The sequence below is a fragment of the Pseudomonas putida genome, from assembly GCF_030159595.1.
Lineage (GTDB): Bacteria > Pseudomonadota > Gammaproteobacteria > Pseudomonadales > Pseudomonadaceae > Aquipseudomonas > Aquipseudomonas putida_AC.
Genome location: NZ_BSKJ01000009.1, coordinates 67,661 through 88,667 on the forward strand (window position 1 = coordinate 67,661; position 21,007 = coordinate 88,667).

Here is a 21,007-nt window from a genome sequence, read left to right on the forward strand (position 1 = left end):
AGAATGCTTGGGGTTCAGGGAGGCAGGAGCAGCAAGCGTGCCAACGGCTGGACTGCTTTACTTTCAATGACTTAACAGATAGGGCGGCGATGTTGGCTGCATGTGATCAAACACGCTGTCGGATCACTGTTGCCTGCGCAACATCGCTGCTTGCTGCTCACTCATCGGTTCTTGCGCATGCCCATGTGAGCGTCATCCATCAAAGCCTTGGCCATGTTGCAATGTCTTCCAGGTGATGCGATGGGTCAGCGGAGAAAGGTGGATCGGGAGAGAGTTTAAGCATGGCAGCCTCCAGACAATGACAAGTCGGACCGTCGCCAGATGCCTTGCAGATGATAGGGTGGCGGCTACATGCGGGCCTGCCAGACCGGGCTTGGAGATCGTTCCCCGGCTGACCTGAAGGCCACCCGCACGCAGCCACCATTAACCGAAGCCAACAGCAAACTGAGACCAAACCAAGCAACAGGCTTGCAGATCCGGTCGTTGAATTTGCAACGACATGTCGAGACTAGGGGGCTCAGGTTTTCATCGCAATGGCGAAACAGCTTGAAAGGATGATTCAGAAACGGACTACATGGAAGGGGAAAAAACTGATTATTTTTTGTAAGACCGAACAACAGCCAAATCGCTAACTCAGAAAAATATTCTGCCACTGCCCAATGTTTACATCAAAGCCTCAATCCAACGAAACGCCCTACAGAACTTTCTTTTTTTAAGCATGCCTGCACCAAACATCAATTAATGGGCCTATGCTCTGCACCTCCACATATCAATGACCCAAGCGTTAAGTAGAATTACTGACCTCACCGCACTCAAGGCTGCCGCGACAACTATCGAATTGATTTTATACAATAGCCACTGCTCCGCCATGAGCACAGCAAGCCCATGAATTATAGATCCGCACTTTCAGAAAGCTCCTACAACTTCCCAGAAAGTACTTATTACAATCCAACTTGAATTCTTCGCTACGACCTGAGCGCGCCGGTGCCAAGCGCAGCATAAACGCGCCCGCCTCCATGAACCTGCCCGACGGGATGAACAGCAGGAGTACGCATGAGCACTTCCTACAACAGCACTGCCATCGCTTTAGTGCCCCTACTCTGGCCGAAAGGGAACTGAAGCCATGAACGCTCAAGACAAGAAAGAAATAGAAGAACGCGAAGTCGCCCTGGTCCCGTTGAACAATCTGGTCGCTGAAGACCTGGGCCAAGGCGAAAAAATCGTCAACGAGTGGCTGCTGGACCTCAGCGGCAACCAGATCGACCTCGCCACCGTCAAGGCCTGGGCCGGCGCGGTGCCAGTGGTCGGCAACATCGTCGCCCTGTTCGATGCCCTCCCGTACATCGCATCGGCGGAAACTCAGTAGACAACCTCAAACTGAAAGACGCGGAAAAGGGTTTATTACCACCCGGAATATCCGTATTGCATAGCTGTTGCCCCTGCGACGCATCAAGACAAATGCGAGATGCGTTTCCTAAGGCCAGCGGCCTCAAGCGTGCGGCGGGAACAATTGCCTCTGGAACCTCTGATGGCATTAGAGGCGCTGGGTTTGACATCATAGCCGACCCAACGCAGAATTTCCCCAACCATGCGCGTATAATTCATCCTGATGGTGTAAATGGCTTCAATGATGAAAACCTAGGAAAATTAGCCAGCGCATTAGGAGAGACCACAAAATGCCCATAGCGCAATCGAGAACAATTAAGATTATGTATTCTCAACATTTATGCATTGGGACAATAGAAGCCCCAACCATTTCGAATAATGCCTTGGGCGGTACCTTTTCCCCAACTAACCACTACAAGAAATATGAGCAAATTTTTCTTTCTCTTGAGCAGGCGGCGAACAATCTATTATTTACGCACGCAGATCAAATAGAGCGAAAAATACAAACACTTGGGTTTTACGCTACGGGGCCGGACAACATATCAATACCGATTGATAACCTACAAATAATGGAAGGTGAAATATATTTTCAAATTGAAAATCAAGAGCAAAAAGACCAATGGCAAATATAAAATCATTGACTCCGACATAAGACACAGGCATAACCGAGTTACTTCGTCAACCGACGCCCAAGCCGTTTGATGCGCTGGCGTGGTACCCGTGTGATCACCTGGGCATGCCGATGGAACTGACCGACGAGGATGGCGAGATTGCCTGGCGCGGGACGTACAAAGCTTGGGGGTTGGCGGAGGAGACACGCAGCGACAAGGCGAAGTGGGCGGATATCCGGAATCCGCTACGCTTTCAGGGGCAGTATTGGGATGTTGAGACGGGGCTGCATTACAACCGATATCGCTACTATGACCCGCAGGTAGGGCGATTTATTGGGAAGGATCCGATTGGCTTCTCTGGAGGATTTAATCTATACCAGTACACCCCCAACCCTATCTACTGGATAGACCCATTAGGGTTAGCAAAACGAGGACCAGTTCCCGGGGGGAAAGGCCCTCACAATGAAGTAATTACGGCTTGGGGTAACGAAGTAAGGACCAATGGAGGTACAGTTCTTGCCGGCGGAGGCGTCCTAAAAGAAACACTTATTCCTACTCCAGGCGGACACAAAAGCGGAAGACGTGCCGACATTGTAATTCGAGACAGCGAGGGAAAGCTAATTTACGGTCAAGTTGGTAGAGCCTACGCTAATGGTGATCCGGTAAAACGCGAGATGCTAGCTATGGAGGACTTACGCCACCAGACACAGGGCACCGATATTCCTGACGATGTAGAATTTCGCACTTACTGCCCTTGCAAGGATAAAAAATAATGGACATAAACATTTTCATCAGCCTTGACGAACTCATCGAGCTAAGCAAGACCTTATCAAACAATACCGGCCTGACAGCTTATGGAGCTAATAGCACTGAGACCCCCTATCAGCCATTGACCACGAGCAATAATTACGAATGGGGCAATGCTTTTAAAATAGATGTTTTGATCGGCCCTCCACCAGACCAATCGAATATTTCAGACCTGCCACAGCACCAAGTATCAAGGGAAGTGCGCAGCAACTTTATAACCATTAGCTACGGCGGCGAGGATGACTTTGCTCTTGGTGCAAGCCGCTTTAGCGCAGATCCATCTCCAACAAGCCGCTCAGTAAACAAAGATCTTAGAAAGCTGTTAAAAAAATATGCGCACCCTGGCGTGAAGACCTGTAATGGCGACATTGTCAGCAACCACTTCTGGACAGATGGAGCCCTAGTATCCGGAAAAAAATGGCACCGTTTCCTCAGAACAGGCATATACCAAGCCAAGAATCAAGAGCAAGGGTATACAGCCCAAATAACCATGAAAAATAAATCCGAAAACAAATAGCTTATGATTGGAAACTTAAAATTAGAAACGATCCGCTAATTTTGAGCACCGTTGAATCTGAAGCCCAACGCTATCAGACCTTCAATGAAAACAATGAACTCGCCCCGGACTTGGCAAGTCAAGAAATAATTATTCGACCACTAACAGCCCTACGCTTTTTTCCAAGAAGAAGGTCTATTGATCAAAAAAGTATTTGACAAACAAAACAACCTTATAGATACCGAACTACGAATGAGCGATTTTACCCGAGAGGGCGTGAAGCTTATAAAATCAAAAGTTTCATCCTGGGAAAACTCTAAAAGCGCAAGAAATAACCCACCAGACTTTACAGCACTCAATAAACAACTAAAGATTATAAGATCGAGACAAGGATCCTAACCACAAAACCCAAATAAACAACTGGCAACTCTAGCGAACACCAAACAACCTCTACAAGGACCATAACATGGTTATTAAATCTCACTACAGAAGTCAAAAAACTTGGTACAACTCACAGACATCGGTGTCAACACGGGCAATGCTACCTTACCGTCAACAGCCCTAACCCGGAGAAAGCAAACACTTCGATAATCACAAAGCAGGGCTGATCTTTAAAAATTTACGGAATAGCGGGTCGGGCTAAAAGAGTGCAACCTTAAAAAATCGCCTATGGCCAATACGTCAGCACCTAGGTTCTCGACTCGCTGGAGAATAAGACCCAGTACACCTACAACAGCGACAACCTGCCCACCGCCATCATCGACGCCAACGGCGGCGAGAAAAAGCTCGGCTACACCCCCGATGGCCAACTGGCCAGCTACACCGACTGCTCGGGCAAGACCACGCTGTGGAAGTACGACGCACTCGGCCAGCTGAGCAAAACCATCAACGCGGCGGGTGAAACCACCGAGTATCACTACCAGGCTGGCCAGCTGACCCGCCTGGTGTATCCCGACAAGACCGAAGACCGCTTCGAACACGACGCCGAAGGCCGCCTGCTCAGCTACACCGATGCACTGCACCGGCGTACCGCCTGGGCCTACAACGAAGCCGGCCTGATTCACCGGCGCCACAACCCGGACGACAGCACCCTCACCTACCGCTGGGACAAGCTCGGCCAGCTGATAAGCCTGCGCAACGAGAACAACAGCGAAGCCAGCTTCAAGTACGACCCGGCGGGCCGGCTGATCAAGGAAACCGGCTTCGACAAGCAGGTCACCGACTACCTCTACGATCACAGCAGCCACCAGCCCACCCGCCGCCTCGATGGCGACCGCATCACCCGCTTCGCATACGACGCCATGGGCCGCCTGGTGGAAATCCGGGCGGGTGAGCGCGGCGGCAAAGAGTGGGAGACCGAGACCTTCGCCTACGACGGCAATGGCAACCTGCTGATCGCGGAAAACCAGGACTGCAAGCTGCAATGGTTCTACGACCTGGCGGGCAACAACACCCGCGAGCATCAGCACTTCAAGTACATGAAGCAACCGAAGGTCGCGGTGTTCCAGCATGAATACGACGCCCTCAACCTGCGCGTGGCGACCACCCGACCGGATGGCCATCGGATCAGCTGGCTGACGTATGGCAGCGGTCACCTGCTCAGCCTCAAGCTCGACGACCGCGAACTGCTCAGCTACCAGCGCGATGACCTGCATCGGGAAATCGCCCGGGAGCAAGGCAACGGGTTGATCCAGCGCCAGACCTGGACGCCGAATGGCCAGCTGCACCAGCAGACCCTGGCCCGGCGCGGCGCCACTAAGCGGATTGCGCTGCGCGACTACGCCTACGACTCCAGCGGCCAACTCACCCACATCCATGACCTGCAGCGTGGCGATACCTTCTACCGCTACGACCCGGTCGGCCGCCTGCTCGAAGCGGGCGACTACTACAAGAAAGAAATCTTCGCCTTCGACCCGGCCAGCAACCTGCTGGATCCACAGGCACCGCCCGGCCCCAACCGGCACTCACCGCAACGGATGAGCGACAACGTACTGCGCAGCTATTGCGGCACGCAGTACCGCTATGACGAGCGCGGCAATTTGTTGGAGCGCACCACGGATGGCAAGCAAGGCCATTTCACCTGGGACCTCCACAACCGCTTGCGCCGTTACGAAGATGACCGCCTGACCGTGAGCTTTGCCTACGACGCGCTGGGGCGTCGCCTGTACAAGAAATCCCACGCCAAGTACCGCGACCGGCGGCAAGCCGGGCCGCTGTGGAACGAGAACCAGCGGCGGCAGTTGGATGAGCAGCTGGGGTGCGGCTTTACCTGGTATGTGTGGGAGGGCGACACGCTGGCGTTTGAATGCCGGGACCGCGAGCGCCATGGGCGTAGCACGCATTATGTGTTCGAACCCGGGACCTTTGTGCCGGTGGCGCAGGCGGTGTCCAACCATGTGGTCGAGTTGATACCGCAGCCGGTGTATGTCTTCCCGTATGACATCGACAAGGATCCGGTGTGGCAACACAAGCCGACTCCCAGGCCGTTTGATGCGTTGGCGTGGTATCAGTGTGATCACCTGGGCACGCCAATGGAATTGACCGGAGAGGATGGCGAGATCGCCTGGCGCGGGACGTACAAGGCTTGGGGGTTGGCCGAGGAGACACGGAGCGACAAGGCGAAGTGGGCGGATATCCGGAATCCGCTACGCTTTCAGGGGCAGTATTGGGATGTTGAGACGGGGCTGCATTACAACCGATATCGCTACTATGACCCCCAGGTGGGGCGATTTGTTGGGAAGGATCCGATTGGATTTGAAGGAGGTCTTAATGTGTACCTCTACGCTCCAAATCCGACAGAGTGGAATGATCCACTAGGTCTCGCTAAAAATAGACCAACCGGTGTACCTAAGCAGGCGAAGAGAAAGGTAGAACGAGGACAGGCCCCAAAAGAAATAACGAGAATTGACGCTCCAGAGGAAGATGTCCCAAAAAGTCAATGGCATGCACATTGCCCATGTGGATCAGGATACAATTTAGATGGTTCAATTCATGACAACGGCAAAGGGGATGTCAGCTTCTCAAACAAAACCATAGAGTGGCTAAACGATCACGGGTGGAGCATCCCCAAAAAATGAACATGCAGAAAATATTCGACAAATTAGTAGAAAAAGAACCTTACATCAATCTTAATGTATTCTTAGAAGAATATGATACCTTCGAGGAGATACCTATAATTTCACGATACAAGAAACTAGAAATCTTAAAAGGCAACCTACAACAAACAGAAGCAGCAGACATACTGCTAAACATTTCGTTCTTTGTACTCAACTCCGCCATGCTATACATGCGCACAAAAAATACAAAAAACGAAAAACACTTTATCGCAATAACCTACACTGACTTTGATTTTGAAAATAAAATCGAACCCCCAATACCCAATATTTTTGTAAATCCAAACACCACAAAAAGCAGCTCTCTAGAAAAGCTGAAAAAAAAGCAAACGGTGGAAATCTCACCAGAAATAAAGCTAGTCCAAGAGCGGTTTGATGCATGTAGGATAAGGCCATTGTTCTCATTCTACGAAAGCCGCTTTTTTGATCCCGCTTGCAACGAGGACACTATAAGAGTTTATGCAGTCCTGAATTAATAAATTCAATTATGCATCCATGATGCACTAATGCCAAGTAGAAAACAGCGAACTGCTACACGCAGCGTCGCTATGACGAGCGCGGCAGCCTGCTGAAGACAGGCCAGTTTGTCTATGATCTCTAAACCGATTGCGGCGTTAGGAGAATGACCTCTTGACCGTCAGTTTTGCCTACGACGCGCTGGATCGTCGCCTGTACAAGAAATCCCACGCCAAGTATCGCGACCGGCGGCAAGCCGGCCCACTGTGGAACGAGAACCAGCGGCGGCAGCTGAATGAGCAACTGGGGACACGCTGGCGTTTGTTTGATGCGGTGGCGTGATACCAGTGTGATCACCTGGGCACGCCGATGGAATTGACCGGCGAGGATAGGGAGATTGCCTGGCGCGGCACATACAAGGCTTGGGGCTAGCAGAGCCATCTACCAGAGCATGTACTGCCTGGTTGACCTGATGACCGGCTACGACATCGACAATAACTGAAGCACATCGCGAAACCTGAACAACGTCACCGCCCGCAAATACCTGCTCCACCACCCGCTACGGCGCACCGCAAAACCTGATGGCTCCGTTACCTGGATGCACTGACCTCCCCTATCACCTGTTGCGTCGGGTCGAGCCGCATCCTGTGATGGCCCAGGCGTCATTCAGGTAAGCTTGGAGCCTGCAATGCAGCATCAAGGACGGTACCCATGCTTTCACTGACCGACGAGCAAATACTGGCGATCATTCGCGATAACCCAGTGAACAAGGCACTCTTGGCCATCCTGCCAACGCTGGAAATCCCCCACTGCATGGTAACGGCAGGCGCGTTGTTCCAGACCTTCTGGAACCACCGCGCTGGGCTACCTGCCGAATGGGGCATCAAAGACTATGACATCGCCTATTTTGATGCCGACCTGTCTTGGGAAGCAGAAGACCGGGTTATTGCCAAGGTTCAACGAGCATGCGCGCACTTGGGCGTCAACGTCGAAGTCCGTAATCAGGCCCGCGTCCACCTGTGGTACCAGGCAAAGTTCGGCGGCGCGTATTCGCCCTTGCTCAACGTGACCGATGGCATTGACCGGTACCTGATCCGCTCGACCTGCCTGGGCGTTGATGTACGCACGGGCGCCTTGTACAGCACGCATGGCCTGGAAGACTTGCACAACAACTGGCTGAGGATGAACGAGCTGAACCCACGCCCCGATCTGTTCCCGGCAAAGGCCGCTAGTTACCGTGAGCGCTGGCCATGGCTGGCATTGGTTGAGTGAGGGCCTACGCCATTGCGCTGCGTACCTTGGCTTTGCGCCAGGCAAGCCGTCCAAGTGTGACCGACCAATTGAGCAGGGACACCCCCAGCAGTATCAACAGCATCATCGACAAACCCTCATCGATGATGATTTTGCCGGCAAGGTACGGGAACCCGAACACGCCGACAAAATAGGAAAGGCTGAACAGCAGCAGTGACTGGGTCGTGGTGCCTTCAGGCGCCTCGTTCGCCGCAAGGCCGTTGATCACCGAATAGGTCAAGCCGTAGCCGATACCCAAAATGACCGCCGCCAGGATGTACCCAGCGTTATCGGCCACGACGTATTTGAACATCAGCAGAGACACTACGATCAGCCCCGACAACAGGCACGACATCCGATAGGGGTCACGTCTCACCACCACCCCGGCTACCAACATGCGCCCGGCGATGGCAGCACTCATGAAGCCAATGAAGAATACCGAGTAGTCGAGGTTTTTTTCATGGGCATAGCTGGTCTGGAAACTTGAAAGCCCGCCAAAGATCGCCCCGCCCAGGCCAACCATCAGGATAGGGAACACGGCCCTTGAGCCAAGGACATTCCGTGTTGCCTGCCAGGACAACCTCGACACTGATGCACTGAAGCGGTCGGGCAGTTGGCCCAACGCTTTCGCCATGCACCAGAACAGCACCACGCCGGTCAGGCTGGCCAGCGCAGCAGCGTAGAACGTTGCACTGACCGGCAGGCCCACCTGGCTCGCCATACGCCCTATCAACGGCGCCGAGCCAATGCCGCTCATCATGCTGCCCGAGAGCAATGCGAAATACCGCGAGCGCTCTGCTGGCGCAACGATCGTTGCCACGATGATCGGGCCCAAGGTATAGAAAACACCCCAGCCCACGCCCAGCAACAAGCCGAACACCATCATCAGCTGCAGGTGGTTGCCACTGGCGGCGAACCCCAGGTTTGCAATGACCAGCGCCAGGCCACACAGCGCGATCGAGCGTGCGGCACCCAGGCGGTCTGACAAGTGCCCGGAAACCAGCACCGCAGCGAACGTACTCAGCATGGCGGCCGAAATCACATGGCCTGCGTCCTGTTCGTTGCCGCCATGGGTAGCTACCAGCAATGCCAGCAGGAAGGTCGAGCCGTATGACAGCGACAACAGGTAACTGGCAAAACAGAACACGCTGAACAGCGGCTTTGATACAGCCACATGATGTTCATTCTGAAAACGCATGAGAGACCCTGAATGATTGGACCAGACACGCAGTGTGCGTGGCGGGCGCAAACAGGGTAAATGCAGGATTTTTGATCTGAAGGTAAGTCACCGCACACCTAAGCAGGCGGCAGCCCCGGCATGGGGCTGCCCTCCAGCGTGGGCACAGTGCAAAAAGCGACTGAACTCAGTCGGCGGCGGGGGCCGCTGCGGTGTCGGCGGCGGGGGCCGGAGCCTGCGCTTTCGACTTCGCCCGGTTGCGGCGGTCTTGGCTGCGTTGCCGCGATGCCTGCTGCTTGGCATGCAGTGCCTGAGCGGCGGTCACGGTGCCAGCGGCTTGGCCAGTCAAGTCCAGGCGGGGTGCATTCTCGACCATGCTTGCCCAGTACCGGGCACCCCGGCACCAGGTCGAGATGCCCAGCTTCAGTTGCTCGCGGGTTAGCCCCAGCAGCTTCAGGTGTTGCTCGGCATCCTTGAAAATGCCTTCTTTGAGCGGCACTTTGGGGGCCGGGTTGACCGGGAAGGCCAATGGAAAATGCTTCTGCAATGGCCAGATCGCCGCCACCGCCGGATCCTGCTCACGCGGCTTCGCCTGCGGGGACGGCTTGCGCTTGGGCTGTTTCACGCTCTCGGCCTTTACCTGCTGTTTTTCCGCCCGCAGACGGTCGCGTAGCGCTGCTAGTTGTTCAAAACCCATCGTTCAATTCACTGCTTCGAAGTTGATTGCGTGGCGCAAGGATACCCTAAGCAGCCACTACAGTGTTTGCAGGTCATCTTTCCTGGCCAGTCGAGACACGACGAGCGGGCCTCTCAGCTGAACACCCAGAGTACCCGCGTGGGCTTGTCGGTAAGGTTGGCGTAACGAAAACTGGCGTGGGGTTGCAGCTGAAAGCTGTCACTGGCGCGCAACGTTACCGGCTCACCGCCGCCCAGCCACACGGTCAGCTCACCTTCGAGCACGAAGCACCCCTGCTCCGAGCTGTCGTCCAGGTACTCCTCGCCACTGCTGGCCCCCGGCTCCAGATGGCTATCGAGCATGGAAAACGCGCCCGATATGGTGGGGGATGCCAGTACATCGGTAATGCCGCCGGCCAGGTGAAGCGTGCGACGCTCGTGAGGGCGAGTGACCCAGTCGAGCTCGCGCGGTTTTTCCAGCTTGTAGAAATAGGCCGTCGATACGCCGAGCTCTTCGCTGATGGCGGTGAGGTCGGCCACGGTCGGGCGTGATACGCCCCGCTCGACCTGGGACAGAAAGCCCACCGAACGGCCGATTCGCTGGGCCAGCTCGCCCAGGGTCAGGCCTTTGAACTTGCGCAGGTCGCGAATCAGTACTGCCAGGCCTTCGATTTCTTCGTGCACTTTCATAGTTGAATCGCGACTTTCAGACAGGAAATGAATGCCCTGAAAAGTACATGATCCGACTCGCAAAGCAAAATGCTTCACAGGTGTACGTCTTGCCAGCCAGGCAAACCGGGGCCGCCTTGTGGCCCCAGTGCAGCCAACTGCCGCTTAGCGAACAGCCTCGTACGTCAGGTCCAGGCACTTGCGGGCCTTTTCCACCAGTTCGTCAATCTCTTCGATGCTGATCACCAGCGGCGGCGCGATGATCATGGTGTCGCCCACGGCGCGCATGATCAGGCCGTTGTCGAAGCAGTGCTGGCGACAAATCATGCCGACACCTTTGCCTTCGTAACGGGCGCGGGTGGCCTTGTCTTTCACCAGCTCGATCGCACCGAGCATGCCCAGGCCACGCACTTCGCCTACCAGCGGGTGGTCGGCCAGCTCGCGCAGGCGTTGTTGCAGGTAAGGCGCGGTTTTATCGTGCACCTGCGGGATGATCTGCTCGTCACGCAGGATGCGCAGGTTCTCCAGGCCTACCGCCGCCGCCACCGGGTGGCCGGAATAGGTGAAGCCGTGGTTGAAGTCGCCGCCTTCGCTGATCACCTTGGCCACGGTGTCACGCACGATCACACCGCCCATGGGGATATAACCGGAGGTCAGGCCTTTGGCGATGGTCATCAGATCAGGCTTGAGGTCGTAGTAGTCGGTACCGAACCACTCACCGGTACGCCCAAAGCCGCAAATCACTTCGTCGGCGACGAACAGGATGTCGTACTTGGCGAGGATCTCCTTCACCTTCGGCCAGTAGGTCTGCGGCGGAATGATCACGCCACCGGCGCCCTGGATCGGCTCGGCGATGAAGGCGGCAACGTTGTCTTCGCCAACTTCGAGGATCTTCTTCTCCAACTGCTCGGCCGCCCACACGCCGAAGTCGGCCTCGGTCATGTCGCCACCTTCGCCGAACCAGTAAGGCTGCGGGATGTGCACGATGTCCGGGATCACCCCGCCCTGCTGGTGCATGCCGCTCATGCCGCCCAAGGCTGCGCCTGCCACGGTAGAGCCGTGGTAACCGTTGATGCGGCCAATGATCACCTTCTTGTTCTTCTGGCCCTTCAGCGCCCAGTAATGGCGAACCATGCGCAGCACAGTGTCGTTGCCTTCGGAGCCGGAGCCGGTGAAGAACACATGGTTCATGCCTTGCGGGGCCACATCAGCGATCGCCTTGGCCAGCTCCAGCGCAGGCGGGTGCGCGGTCTGGAAGAACAGGTTGTAGTAAGGCAGCTGCTTCATCTGCTGGCTGGCCACTTCCGCCAGCTCATCGCGGCCATAGCCAACCGCCACACACCACAGGCCGGCCATGCCATCGAGAATCTTGTTGCCTTCGCTGTCCCACAGGTACACGCCCTTGGCCGAGGTGATGATGCGCGGGCCTTTCTCGGCCAGTTGCTTCACATCGCTGAAGGGGGCCAGGTGGTGGTCGCGGCTCATGGCTTGCCAGGAAAGGGTTTGCGAATTCTGTTCACTCATTGCTTTCACTCCATCGCATTGCGCAGCCAGGCTGCGCAGGTACTTTTTTTAGTTGGGAAAGGTCGCTATTCAGGCAGACAGCAACAGCTTCTGGCGCAATACCGAGCGCTGCCGGCAAGCCTTGCCGAAGGACTGGAAGAGGGTCAGGTAATGCGGGTTATCCATGACCTGGAACTCGGGGTGCCATTGCACGGCAAGGGCAAACCCCTTGCCGCTCTCGACCGAAATCGCTTCCACCAGGCCATCGGGTGCCAACGCTTCCACCCTCAGCCCCGGGGCCAGTACATCGATGCCCTGGCCATGGATGGAATTGACGTCGAAGATCGCTGGCAAGCCCATGCGGTCGAGCAGGCCGCCAGGCTCTACATGCATGGTGTGGCGCGGGCCGTACTGCTTTTCGATGGGCTCGCCTTTGCCTTCACGGTGGTCCATGAACACCCCGGCCTCGTGGACGTTCTGGTGCAAGGTGCCACCCAATGCCACGTTCATTTCCTGAAAGCCACGGCAGATGCCGAGTACCGGCACGCCGGCAGCGATGGCCGCACGCATCAGCGGCAACGTGGTGGCATCTCGCAGAGGGTCGTGATGGGTGCCCTCGGCACTGGCCGGGCCGTTGTAGTGGAACGGCTCGATGTTGGACGGCGAACCGGTGAAGATCAGCCCATCCACCACGTCAAGAATATCGGCGCTGTCCATCAGCTCACCGAGGCTGGGTATCACGATGGGCAAGCCACACGCCGCCTTGGCTGCCGCGCGCGCGTACTTCTCGGCGATGGTCTGGGTGGCATGCTGCTCAATCATGCTGGTGCATGCGGTAATGCCAATAACGGGCACACGTGGCATATCTTCCTCCGGCAAATCGGTATTGCGCGTGGTGTTTGAACGTTGATAAAGCGTCGCTGTCCGAACGGCGCCAGCTACAGGAACCAGCGGTATTCGCGGGCATCGATGTGGCGCATGAAGTCCAGTTGCTCCTGGTATTTGTTTTCGCAATAAACCATCACGAACTCACTGCCCAAGCCTTGATTGACCACCGGGTGGTGACGCATGGCGGCCAGGGCGCTGAGGGCATCCTTGGGGAAGTCGATGCCGCTCTGGCGGTTTTCGTTCAGCGGGGCGATGGGTTCGACGCCGCGGTCCAGGCCATGCTCCATGCCGGTCAGGATGGCCGCCAGCACCAGGTACGGGTTGGCATCGGCGCCCGCGAGACGGTGCTCGATGCGCAGGTTGCGCGGGTCGGACTCGGGAATGCGAATGCACGCATCACGGTCTTCGAACCCCCAGCTGGCCTTGCTCGCCGCGTTGACCATGGCGCCATAGCGGCGGTAGGCATTGTGGTTGGGGGCGAAGATCGGCATGCAGTGCGGCAGCAACTCCAGGCACCCGGCTACTGCATGGCGCAATTTGCGCTGCTCAGCACCCGCCAGGATGTTATTGCCAGCGGTGTCGTACAGGCTGACATGCACATGCATGCCGCTGCCTGGCGCCTCCAGGTATGGCTTGCTCATGAAGCTGGCACGGTAGCCGTGCTTCATCGCGATACCACGCGTACTGCGGCAGAACAGCGCCGACCAATCCGCCGCGCTCAGGGCATCGTCGCTGTGGGAGAAGTTGATCTCGAACTGGCCTGGACCCAGCTCCGCCGTGATGACGTTCGCTGGCACACCCTGCTCGTTGGCGCCATCCACCATTTCGTGCAGCACTGATGAGAAACGCGACAGCCGCTCGATGTGCATGTTCGGCTGATCGTCTTCATCCCCGGTCGCCGTGTCGCGTGGGTACTGCGGCAGGCCGTTATCCAACTGGCGGTCGAACAGGTAGAACTCCAGCTCGAACGCCACCACCGGGCGAATGCCACGCTTGGCCAGGCGTTCGATAACGCGGGCCAGCACCTCACGGGGCTCGAACTCGATCGGCTCGGCGGTGCCATCGGAGGTAATCAGCATCTGGGCGATCACTTCCTTTTCCCAGCGCACCGGCTTCAGGGTGCCCGGCACCAGGCGTCGGGCGGCATCCGGGTCGCCGTCGGCGAAGCAGTAGTCGCCAATGGGGTACAGCCCACCCTGGGTGCCAAGCAGCACGCAGTTCTGCGGCAGCTTCAGCGGCGCGCCGGCTGCGACCTTTTCCAGCATGTCCATGGGGTAGCGCTTGCCGTAGAAATGCCCGGGGATATCCAGCGCAATCAGGTCGACATAACGTATGGCCGGGTGCTGCGCTCGGAACGAGCGCACTTCAGTCAGCAGATCCGGAAAGATGACACTCATCTTCTTATCCTTGTGAGTTGAACGAATTCAATTGAAGACCCAGAGCACGCGGGTGGGCTTTGCCGTCAGGTTGGCGTAACGGAACTGCGCGTGGGGTTGCAGCTGGAAGCAGTCGTTGGCCTGCAGGGTCACGGCCTCGCCTTGGTCCAGCCATACCGTGAGTTCACCTTCGAGCACGAAGCAGCCCTGCTCGGAACGGTCGCTCAGGTAGTCCTCGCCACTGCTGGCGCCTGGCTCAAGATGGCTGTCGAGCAGGGAAAAGGCGCCGGCGATGGTGGGCGACGCCAGCACATCGGTGATGCCCGCCTCGAGGTACAGCGTGCGCCGCTCGTGGGGGCGCGTGACCCAGCCGATGCTGCGGGGCTTGCTCAGGTTGTAGAAGTACGCGGTGGATACGCCGAGCGCTTCGCTGATGGCGGTGAGGTCAGCCACAGTCGGGCGCGAGACACCGCGTTCAACCTGAGAGAGGAAGCCAACCGAGCGGTTGATGCGCTCGGCCAGCTCACCCAGGGTCAGGTTCTTGAATTTGCGCAGGTCGTGAATAAGGATCGCGAGGGCTTCAACCTCTTCGTGCATCTTCATCGTTTCGGACTGCCGTGAAATTTTTAGAGTTATTTTTCATGAAAAATTACATGAAAAATTTCACGAGTCAAGCCTGGAGATGGAGATGTGCAGCCAGAAGCCTGCCTCAGGGAGCAAGCCAGGTGGATTGCCACCCCCCTTCATGGCGCAAGAAACGAGCCCGTTGCTGAACGGGTCGCGTGAGATCCAACCACTCCAGGGCTCGCGGTTCGATGCAAATAATTGCAAAGTGCTCGAAACCGTCCTGGATGCGTTCGTTGATGACTTCTGGGCTTTCAACCACCTGCCCCGGCACTGCGCCATGGCGGAACAATGCCTGTGTCTTGTCACGCGCTGCCGACCAGCAGCGTCGTCGATGCCCGATATCGTCGATCAGGATGGCAAGCCCCTCTATGCGCACCTGCGTCAGGCCGCAAGGGCTCAGTGCCGTGAGTGCAACGCGTGGGTCAACGGCTATCTGCGTGCATTTTGCCGAACGCCTGTCCGCGTAAAAGTACAGCGCGCCTGCACGGGCATCGGCATCACGCAGCACAACCGTCCTGGAGACAGGCCATCCTTGCTCGTTCAGGGTGGACAGCTGCATGAGCCGATAAGGGTTGCGCACGGGGCCGACCGGGATCGCCAACTGCGTCCAGATAAACTGAAACAGATCGTCCAGCATGAAGTCATCCATGTTCCCTGAAACGAGGGCCGCAGGCATGCTGCGGCCACGGGCGATCAAACGCTGCGTGTTACGCCGCCATCGACCCTGATGTTCTGCCCAGTGATGTAGGCGGCGCCTTCGCTAGCGAGGAACGCAATGGTCGCCGCGACCTCTTCACTGGTGCCATAACGCTTGAGCGGCACGCTGTCGCGGCGCTGCTCGGTGGCCGGCAAACTGTCGATCCAGCCTGGCAGGACGTTGTTGATGCGCACGTTATCCCCGGCGAAATTGTCGGCGAAGATCTTGGTGAACGCGGCGAGGCCAGAGCGGAAGACGGCAGAAGTCGGGAACAGCTCGCTGGGTTCGAACGCCCAGGCAGTAGAGATGTTGATGATCACCCCGCCCTTCTGACGCTGCATGTAAGGCGTCACCAGGCGAGTCGGACGAATGACATTGAGTAGGTAGGTATCCATGCCCTTGTGCCAATCTTCGTCGCTGATTTCCAGGATCGGCGCGCGCGGACCATGGCCGGCGCTATTGACCAGCACATCGATACGGCCCCATTTCTGCACAACGGCGTCGACCAAGCGTTGCAGGTCCTCAACCGACTGGTTGCTGCCGGTTACACCAACGCCGCCAAGCTCGGCAGCCAACGCCTCACCCTTGCCCGAAGAGGAAAGAATACCAACCTTGAAGCCATCGGCGGCCAGGCGCCGTGCCGCTGCCGCGCCCATGCCGCTGCCACCCGCCGTGATAATCGCAACTTTTTCTACTGACATGCTGCCTCCAGATCGCTCAACACTGATTACTTAGGTGCATTCACCTTAGCAGCAGCCCCAGTGGCGAGGGAGACAGCTGAGCTTTACTGTTGCAATAGATTAACTATCGACAGCTTGTTGCTTGAGCCAGTGTTGGACAAGGCTCAACGAATCCGGCTGCTTCATCTTGCGTGGCCACACCAGGTAAAACGACTTGTCGAGCCTGAGCTGCCGGGTAAAAACCTGTATCAGCCGGCCTGCGGCGATGTCCTCACCGACAAACGCGAGGCTGGCCAACGCAATGCCTTGACCGTTGACTGCTGCCTCAATGGCCAGTGAGGTCTGATTGAAGCGCAGGTTCCTGGCGGTTGGTTGCGCATGCTGCGGGAACATATCCGCAAGAAACTGAGGCCAGAAATTATGGGCATCGTGAAGCATGATGAAGCCCTGAAGCTGTTCAAAGCTGACGGGAACTTCGCTTCCATCAAACAACCTTGGGCTGGCCACTGCAACGATGCGCTGCTCCATCAACAGCTCGCTATTCAACCCTGCTCCGAAGTCAGGCTTGCCATAACGGACTGCGATATCCACGCCATCGGTGCTGAAATGAGAGAGCCGATCGGTGGCCAGTACACGCAAATCGATGTCTGGATGGTTTTGCGCAAAGTCGCCGAGCCTGGGAATCAGCCATTTCGAGGCAAAGGTAGGTGTAACGCTGACCGTCAGGTGAGATGCCTGTGGCTTGAGCAGGCGTGTTGCCTCGTCGATCATCGCAAGTGCACTGCGTATGCTTGCGCTGTAGCCCTGGCCTGCATCGGTCAACGCCAAACCACGCGGTAGACGTTCAAACAAGCGCAGGTCCAGGCCCGCTTCCAACCCGCGTATCTGCTGGGCAACGGCTGCCTGGGTCACGCCCAGCTCCTCGGCAGCCACACGGAAGTTCAAGTGGCGAGCCACCACTTCAAAAACACGCAACGCATTCAGCGAGGGCAAATCAGGGAAACCGTCTGACATGGCAATGGAAATTCTATCGAATTGTCTAATTTTTTCTGCCTCTCTGATCCCTGCGCAAGGTTGATAACCTGATCAGGCTCGAAAGATTCACCGTGCCGAGGCTACTCCCTGAAAGTCATCAGAGAAACCCGTGCCAGTAGATAAACATTGTTTGCTAACCGGCCCTTTCATGAAACGCTCGCAAACCTCGCCCGGATGAGAACAGTCCAGCCTGCGTCAAGTCGAGCTGCAGCGACATGATTACGGCCTGGCGACTATCGTGTTGCAGGAGGGCTACAGGATGAAGGTCACTGACGCGCGCCGTATGACTCAAGCTGTACACAACCAGCTTATTGCATTCGAAGCTACCGCCAGGCTTGGAAGCTTCAGGTCCGCAGCCGACGAACTCTTCGTTACGCAGGGCGCGGTCGCGCAGCAGGTTCGCGTCATGGAGGAAAAACTGGGTATGAAGTTGTTTACCCGCCTGCCGCGTGGCCTGGCCCCAACTCCGGTCGCGCAGGACTACGTCAATCGCGTTCGCCTGGCCATGGGAATCATCGAAGAGGCTACGAGGGTCCTGCTACACACCGGGAGCGAAAATGACCCCTATCGACTGACACTCAGCACGACGGCAGCATTCGCCAGTCGCTGGTTACTACCTCGCCTTGCGCGACTGACTGAACAGCATCCACGAATATCCATCATGATAGATGCCACAGATGTCACGCGACCACTGAAAGGCCCGAGCAGCGTCGATATGGCGATCCGATGGGGAGCGCCACCTTTCCTCGACACAGCTGCACGTTTCTTGCTGCCGGGGCGCAGCATTGCGGTGTGCTCTCCAACCTTGAGTGGATACGGCGGTTGGCAGCGTCCTCGGGATGTACTGAACGTACCGCTGATTTCAGACACGCATAACAACTGGACACGTTGGTTTGACGCCTACGGGTTGCCGGGTGCCCGTTTCTCAGGGCCCTCCTTCTCGCAGGCCAACCTGGCGCTTGACGCTGCTGAACAAGGGATGGGAATTGCGTTGATTCCTGAACCGCTGGCGACCCCTTCACTTAAGACAGGCGCGCTGACAAGGGCATTTGCTGGCGCTTACCCTCTGGAAACCGAACACGGTTTTTATGTAGTGACGGCTGAGCCCATCACGCCCGACTCTGCCATATCAACTGTCGTTACCTGGTTGCTCAGCGAAGTCGACGCACGCACCGGGTTGAAATGAACGGCGCTGAGCGCAAGGCCCAGCGCCACTAGAAAACCGTCAGATCACAGCCCGCTCGATTACACGCTCACCCTTGGCAAAGCGGGCGTAAAGAAACGGCGACAGGTCAAGTGAGCGAAACTCCGCGTAGATAATCTGCTCCGCGATCCCGCGCCCAACAGCCGGCCCCTGTTGCGAACCATGGCCGGAAGACCCATTGCTGAAGTGGAAGTTAGACACCACGTCATGAGGGCCAATCACGACGTTGTAGTCGAAGGTATTGAAGTCGTAATGACCGATCCAACTGTCGATGACCTCCACATCGCTGAACTGCGGAATACGGTGGGAAAGTATGGGGTGAATCTTCTTCTCCCAAATACCCGATTCAGCGGTGAAATCATCGTAATCGACGGTTTCATCCTCGCCCAATGGCGGGCAGCCAACCAGGTAATCATCGCCAAATTGGCGGAAGTGGACCCCAGTAGGGTCGATGGTGAGTGGCAGGTCACGATCCAGCGGGTGTTTTGCACGGAAGATGTAGGTATACCGCCGTTTAGGCTGGATATCGAGTTCAAGATCAGCCATGGCGGCGATTTGACCCGCACGGGTTCCCGCCGCATTGACGATATGGCCTGCCTTGATGACCTCACCTGATGCCAGCGTGACATGGGTTACCTTATTGCCTGTACGGCCAATGGCAACCACCTTGTTGCGGACATAATCCACGCCACGTTCAATCGATTTCTTGATCAACCACTCCACCATCAGAGGCGCGTTGTAGTAGCCCTCGTCCTGCGTGTTCAGGCTACCCGCTTCAATATCGTCCAGCCGATAGAACGGATATTCAGCAGCGATCGCCTTTCGATCCACCATACGCGTACCGGCACCATTCTCCGCTTGAACTTTCTGATCCCGCTCGAGCACGGATGTGAGATCGGTATTATCGGAAAGGTAGAGATAGCCGAAATTGCGGATCGGGAGATCTGGTATTGCGGGATCTCCACCCAGGTTTTGACGGAATGACTTCACAAATTCGGCGGCAAACTGACCGATTCTGACATTGATAGGGTTCGCAAACTGCTGCCGCATGCAGTTGTTCGATGCGCCGGTCTGTGACTTGGCGAATGTGGTGTCTGGTTCGACAACCAGAACTTTACCCTTGAAGTCGGGGTTCGACGCCAGAAACCAGGCAGTGCATGCCCCCATGGTGGCGCCGCCGATAATGACGACATCATAAGTACCCTGCTTCGGGGTAGTCTCGGTCTGCGGAAGATTTATCTGCCAGGAAGCGTCTTTTGACGATGAGTTTTGCTGGTAGGCCATGTTATTTCTCAGCGGGTTAGTGGTTTCCGCTGTTATGAAGCCAGATTAAATTGCCTCGCACTAACCAGAAATATTAAGCCCAGCCAGTAGCGATGCTACAGGCTGAGGGCGCTCCAAAAAAAGCCAGCACATGCCTCTGGACGGTCAGTCTGTTACAGGCATCACCCCGGCAGCCAAACAACAAGGGAAGTACATCGCCAACGACATTGGTCGACGCTTGAAGGGCAAGCCCGCTGATGCGCCCTTCAACTATCAGCATCGGGGCAACCTGGCCACCTTCGGTCGCAGGGGCTATCGTTGTCTGTCTGGGCAACGACTACCGACCGAGGGCGGTGCCATGAACACCAGTGATCTACTCGAACAGTTGCTTCGTGCCGGGCAACGCTCGCAAACACAACAAGGAAGCGGTGGCCTGTCCTCGCAAGACGGCCTGGGCGGCTTGCTGGGTGGGCTGCTTGGCGGCGGCAGTGCAACGGGCGGCCTTGGTGGTCTACTGGGTGGCCTGTTGGGCGGTGCTGGCGGCGCTACTCAAGGGCGCTCAACGGGTGGCACGAATTACGCCGCCCTGGCGTCGTTGGGCATGATGGCGTTCCAGGCCTATCAAAGCTGGCAGCGCAGCCAGGCAGCAGCACCGCAACAGGCCGTACGCACGGTCGATCAATTATCCGGCCCCGAGGCCGAAGATCACAGCCATGCAGTGTTGCGCGCACTGATCGCGGCAGCCAAGGCTGACGGTCGCATCGACCAGCAAGAAGAACAGCTGATATACGCCGAAATCAAACGTCACACCAGCGACCCGCAACTCCAGCAATGGCTGGATGAGGAAGTCAGCAAGCCACTCGACCCTGCCGAGGTGGCACAGTCGGCCCAGGACCCGGCCATGGCCGCGGAAATGTACCTGGCCAGCGTGATGCTGGTGGATGATCAGCAGCCCGCCGAGCGAGCCTACCTGGACGAACTGGCCAGCGCACTGCAAATCGATCCGACATTGCAGGTGCACCTGGAGCAACAGGCCAAGGGTAGCCAGTAACTA

General features: G+C 56.8%; 21 protein-coding genes and 1 pseudogene. 11 read left to right on the plus strand and 11 right to left on the minus strand.

Going from position 1 to position 21,007, the window contains the following annotated elements:
• Window positions 1–1,123 precede the first annotated feature (1,123 nt).
• From QQL85_RS19785 to QQL85_RS19820, 9 genes and pseudogenes are all read left to right on the plus strand, one after another.
• Complete coding sequence (locus tag QQL85_RS19785; RefSeq protein ID WP_284356433.1) at window positions 1,124–1,366, plus strand: hypothetical protein; 243 nt, start codon at window positions 1,124–1,126, stop codon at window positions 1,364–1,366.
• A gap of 310 nt (window positions 1,367–1,676) precedes the next feature.
• Window positions 1,677–2,018, plus strand: a complete 342-nt coding sequence (locus QQL85_RS19790) for a hypothetical protein (RefSeq protein ID WP_284356434.1) — start codon at window positions 1,677–1,679, stop codon at window positions 2,016–2,018.
• Between the two features lie 110 nt (window positions 2,019–2,128).
• The gene (locus QQL85_RS26820) at window positions 2,129–2,770 is read left to right on the plus strand and encodes an RHS repeat-associated core domain-containing protein (RefSeq protein WP_434482159.1); all 642 of its coding nucleotides are present in this window, start codon (window positions 2,129–2,131) and stop codon (window positions 2,768–2,770) included.
• Window positions 2,770–3,321: a hypothetical protein gene (locus QQL85_RS19800; RefSeq protein ID WP_284356435.1), complete on the plus strand. Its 552-nt coding sequence runs from the start codon at window positions 2,770–2,772 to the stop codon at window positions 3,319–3,321. Before QQL85_RS26820 ends, QQL85_RS19800 begins: the two co-directional genes overlap by 1 nt.
• Window positions 3,322–4,244: 923 nt before the next feature.
• The gene (locus QQL85_RS19805) at window positions 4,245–6,377 is read left to right on the plus strand and encodes an RHS repeat-associated core domain-containing protein (RefSeq protein ID WP_434482160.1); all 2,133 of its coding nucleotides are present in this window, start codon (window positions 4,245–4,247) and stop codon (window positions 6,375–6,377) included.
• A complete protein-coding gene (locus QQL85_RS19810; RefSeq protein WP_284356436.1) occupies window positions 6,374–6,889 on the plus strand; it encodes an Imm15 family immunity protein in 516 nt (171 codons plus the stop codon). The genes QQL85_RS19805 and QQL85_RS19810 overlap by 4 nt, the downstream gene beginning before the upstream one ends.
• Before the next feature lie 154 nt (window positions 6,890–7,043).
• The gene (locus tag QQL85_RS19815; RefSeq protein ID WP_284356437.1) at window positions 7,044–7,211 is read left to right on the plus strand and encodes a hypothetical protein; all 168 of its coding nucleotides are present in this window, start codon (window positions 7,044–7,046) and stop codon (window positions 7,209–7,211) included.
• 12 nt (window positions 7,212–7,223) lie between these two features.
• Window positions 7,224–7,301 (plus strand): annotated as a pseudogene (locus tag QQL85_RS26665) (RHS domain-containing protein); the annotation flags it as partial.
• A 279-nt stretch (window positions 7,302–7,580) separates the two neighbouring features.
• Entirely contained in the window at window positions 7,581–8,141 is a 561-nt protein-coding gene (locus QQL85_RS19820; protein WP_284356438.1) for a nucleotidyltransferase family protein, read from the plus strand.
• A 4-nt stretch (window positions 8,142–8,145) separates the two neighbouring features.
• On the opposite strand, the gene QQL85_RS19825 is transcribed toward QQL85_RS19820, so the two are convergent.
• The 10 genes from QQL85_RS19825 to QQL85_RS19870 all read right to left on the minus strand — a co-directional run bounded on the left by QQL85_RS19825 (window position 8,146) and on the right by QQL85_RS19870 (window position 17,465).
• Entirely contained in the window at window positions 8,146–9,333 is a 1,188-nt protein-coding gene (locus QQL85_RS19825; protein ID WP_434482161.1) for an MFS transporter, read from the minus strand.
• A 190-nt stretch (window positions 9,334–9,523) separates the two neighbouring features.
• The gene (locus QQL85_RS19830; protein WP_284356440.1) at window positions 9,524–10,033 is read right to left on the minus strand and encodes a ProQ/FinO family protein; all 510 of its coding nucleotides are present in this window, start codon (window positions 10,031–10,033) and stop codon (window positions 9,524–9,526) included.
• 113 nt (window positions 10,034–10,146) lie between these two features.
• Complete coding sequence (locus tag QQL85_RS19835) at window positions 10,147–10,701, minus strand: helix-turn-helix domain-containing protein (RefSeq protein WP_284356441.1); 555 nt, start codon at window positions 10,699–10,701, stop codon at window positions 10,147–10,149.
• 144 nt (window positions 10,702–10,845) lie between these two features.
• Complete coding sequence (locus QQL85_RS19840) at window positions 10,846–12,204, minus strand: aspartate aminotransferase family protein (protein WP_284356442.1); 1,359 nt, start codon at window positions 12,202–12,204, stop codon at window positions 10,846–10,848.
• 69 nt (window positions 12,205–12,273) lie between these two features.
• Complete coding sequence (locus QQL85_RS19845) at window positions 12,274–13,047, minus strand: gamma-glutamyl-gamma-aminobutyrate hydrolase family protein (RefSeq protein ID WP_284356443.1); 774 nt, start codon at window positions 13,045–13,047, stop codon at window positions 12,274–12,276.
• A 74-nt stretch (window positions 13,048–13,121) separates the two neighbouring features.
• The gene (locus tag QQL85_RS19850; RefSeq protein WP_284356444.1) at window positions 13,122–14,468 is read right to left on the minus strand and encodes a glutamine synthetase family protein; all 1,347 of its coding nucleotides are present in this window, start codon (window positions 14,466–14,468) and stop codon (window positions 13,122–13,124) included.
• 27 nt (window positions 14,469–14,495) lie between these two features.
• Entirely contained in the window at window positions 14,496–15,050 is a 555-nt protein-coding gene (locus QQL85_RS19855) for a helix-turn-helix domain-containing protein (protein ID WP_284356445.1), read from the minus strand.
• A gap of 106 nt (window positions 15,051–15,156) precedes the next feature.
• Complete coding sequence (locus QQL85_RS19860) at window positions 15,157–15,711, minus strand: pyridoxamine 5'-phosphate oxidase family protein (RefSeq protein ID WP_284356446.1); 555 nt, start codon at window positions 15,709–15,711, stop codon at window positions 15,157–15,159.
• Window positions 15,712–15,767: 56 nt separating this feature from the next.
• Window positions 15,768–16,472 carry an SDR family oxidoreductase gene (locus tag QQL85_RS19865; RefSeq protein WP_284356447.1) on the minus strand — a complete coding sequence of 235 codons (705 nt, stop codon included), beginning with the start codon at window positions 16,470–16,472 and terminating at the stop codon, window positions 15,768–15,770.
• Window positions 16,473–16,571: 99 nt separating this feature from the next.
• On the minus strand, window positions 16,572–17,465 hold the full coding sequence (locus QQL85_RS19870; RefSeq protein WP_284356448.1) for a LysR substrate-binding domain-containing protein: 894 nt from the start codon (window positions 17,463–17,465) through the stop codon (window positions 16,572–16,574).
• A 280-nt stretch (window positions 17,466–17,745) separates the two neighbouring features.
• Between QQL85_RS19870 and QQL85_RS19875 the strand changes: the two genes are divergently transcribed.
• Entirely contained in the window at window positions 17,746–18,672 is a 927-nt protein-coding gene (locus QQL85_RS19875; RefSeq protein WP_284356449.1) for a LysR substrate-binding domain-containing protein, read from the plus strand.
• A 39-nt stretch (window positions 18,673–18,711) separates the two neighbouring features.
• On the opposite strand, the gene QQL85_RS19880 is transcribed toward QQL85_RS19875, so the two are convergent.
• Window positions 18,712–19,974 (minus strand): NAD(P)/FAD-dependent oxidoreductase, encoded by a 1,263-nt coding sequence (locus QQL85_RS19880; RefSeq protein ID WP_284356450.1) that lies wholly within the window; start codon window positions 19,972–19,974, stop codon window positions 18,712–18,714.
• Between the two features lie 337 nt (window positions 19,975–20,311).
• Here QQL85_RS19880 and QQL85_RS19885 point away from each other — a divergent pair, with 337 nt between their 5' ends.
• On the plus strand, window positions 20,312–21,004 hold the full coding sequence (locus QQL85_RS19885; RefSeq protein ID WP_284356569.1) for a tellurite resistance TerB family protein: 693 nt from the start codon (window positions 20,312–20,314) through the stop codon (window positions 21,002–21,004).
• Window positions 21,005–21,007: the final 3 nt, after the last annotated feature.

Excerpts from the sequence above, each read along its gene's own strand:
- QQL85_RS19785 (WP_284356433.1), top strand. The coding sequence starts at position 1,124 with ATGAACGCTCAAGACAAGAAAGAAATAGAAGAACGCGAAGTCGCCCTG.
- QQL85_RS19790 (WP_284356434.1), top strand. The coding sequence starts at position 1,677 with ATGCCCATAGCGCAATCGAGAACAATTAAGATTATGTATTCTCAACAT.
- QQL85_RS26820 (WP_434482159.1), top strand. The coding sequence starts at position 2,129 with ATGGAACTGACCGACGAGGATGGCGAGATTGCCTGGCGCGGGACGTAC.
- QQL85_RS19800 (WP_284356435.1), top strand. The coding sequence starts at position 2,770 with ATGGACATAAACATTTTCATCAGCCTTGACGAACTCATCGAGCTAAGC.
- QQL85_RS19810 (WP_284356436.1), top strand. The coding sequence starts at position 6,374 with ATGAACATGCAGAAAATATTCGACAAATTAGTAGAAAAAGAACCTTAC.
- QQL85_RS19820 (WP_284356438.1), top strand. The coding sequence starts at position 7,581 with ATGCTTTCACTGACCGACGAGCAAATACTGGCGATCATTCGCGATAAC.
- QQL85_RS19830 (WP_284356440.1), bottom strand. The coding sequence starts at position 10,033 with ATGGGTTTTGAACAACTAGCAGCGCTACGCGACCGTCTGCGGGCGGAA.
- QQL85_RS19835 (WP_284356441.1), bottom strand. The coding sequence starts at position 10,701 with ATGAAAGTGCACGAAGAAATCGAAGGCCTGGCAGTACTGATTCGCGAC.
- QQL85_RS19840 (WP_284356442.1), bottom strand. The coding sequence starts at position 12,204 with ATGAGTGAACAGAATTCGCAAACCCTTTCCTGGCAAGCCATGAGCCGC.
- QQL85_RS19845 (WP_284356443.1), bottom strand. The coding sequence starts at position 13,047 with ATGCCACGTGTGCCCGTTATTGGCATTACCGCATGCACCAGCATGATT.
- QQL85_RS19850 (WP_284356444.1), bottom strand. The coding sequence starts at position 14,468 with ATGAGTGTCATCTTTCCGGATCTGCTGACTGAAGTGCGCTCGTTCCGA.
- QQL85_RS19855 (WP_284356445.1), bottom strand. The coding sequence starts at position 15,050 with ATGAAGATGCACGAAGAGGTTGAAGCCCTCGCGATCCTTATTCACGAC.
- QQL85_RS19860 (WP_284356446.1), bottom strand. The coding sequence starts at position 15,711 with ATGCTGGACGATCTGTTTCAGTTTATCTGGACGCAGTTGGCGATCCCG.
- QQL85_RS19865 (WP_284356447.1), bottom strand. The coding sequence starts at position 16,472 with ATGTCAGTAGAAAAAGTTGCGATTATCACGGCGGGTGGCAGCGGCATG.
- QQL85_RS19870 (WP_284356448.1), bottom strand. The coding sequence starts at position 17,465 with ATGTCAGACGGTTTCCCTGATTTGCCCTCGCTGAATGCGTTGCGTGTT.
- QQL85_RS19875 (WP_284356449.1), top strand. The coding sequence starts at position 17,746 with ATGAAGGTCACTGACGCGCGCCGTATGACTCAAGCTGTACACAACCAG.
- QQL85_RS19880 (WP_284356450.1), bottom strand. The coding sequence starts at position 19,974 with ATGGCCTACCAGCAAAACTCATCGTCAAAAGACGCTTCCTGGCAGATA.
- QQL85_RS19885 (WP_284356569.1), top strand. The coding sequence starts at position 20,312 with ATGAACACCAGTGATCTACTCGAACAGTTGCTTCGTGCCGGGCAACGC.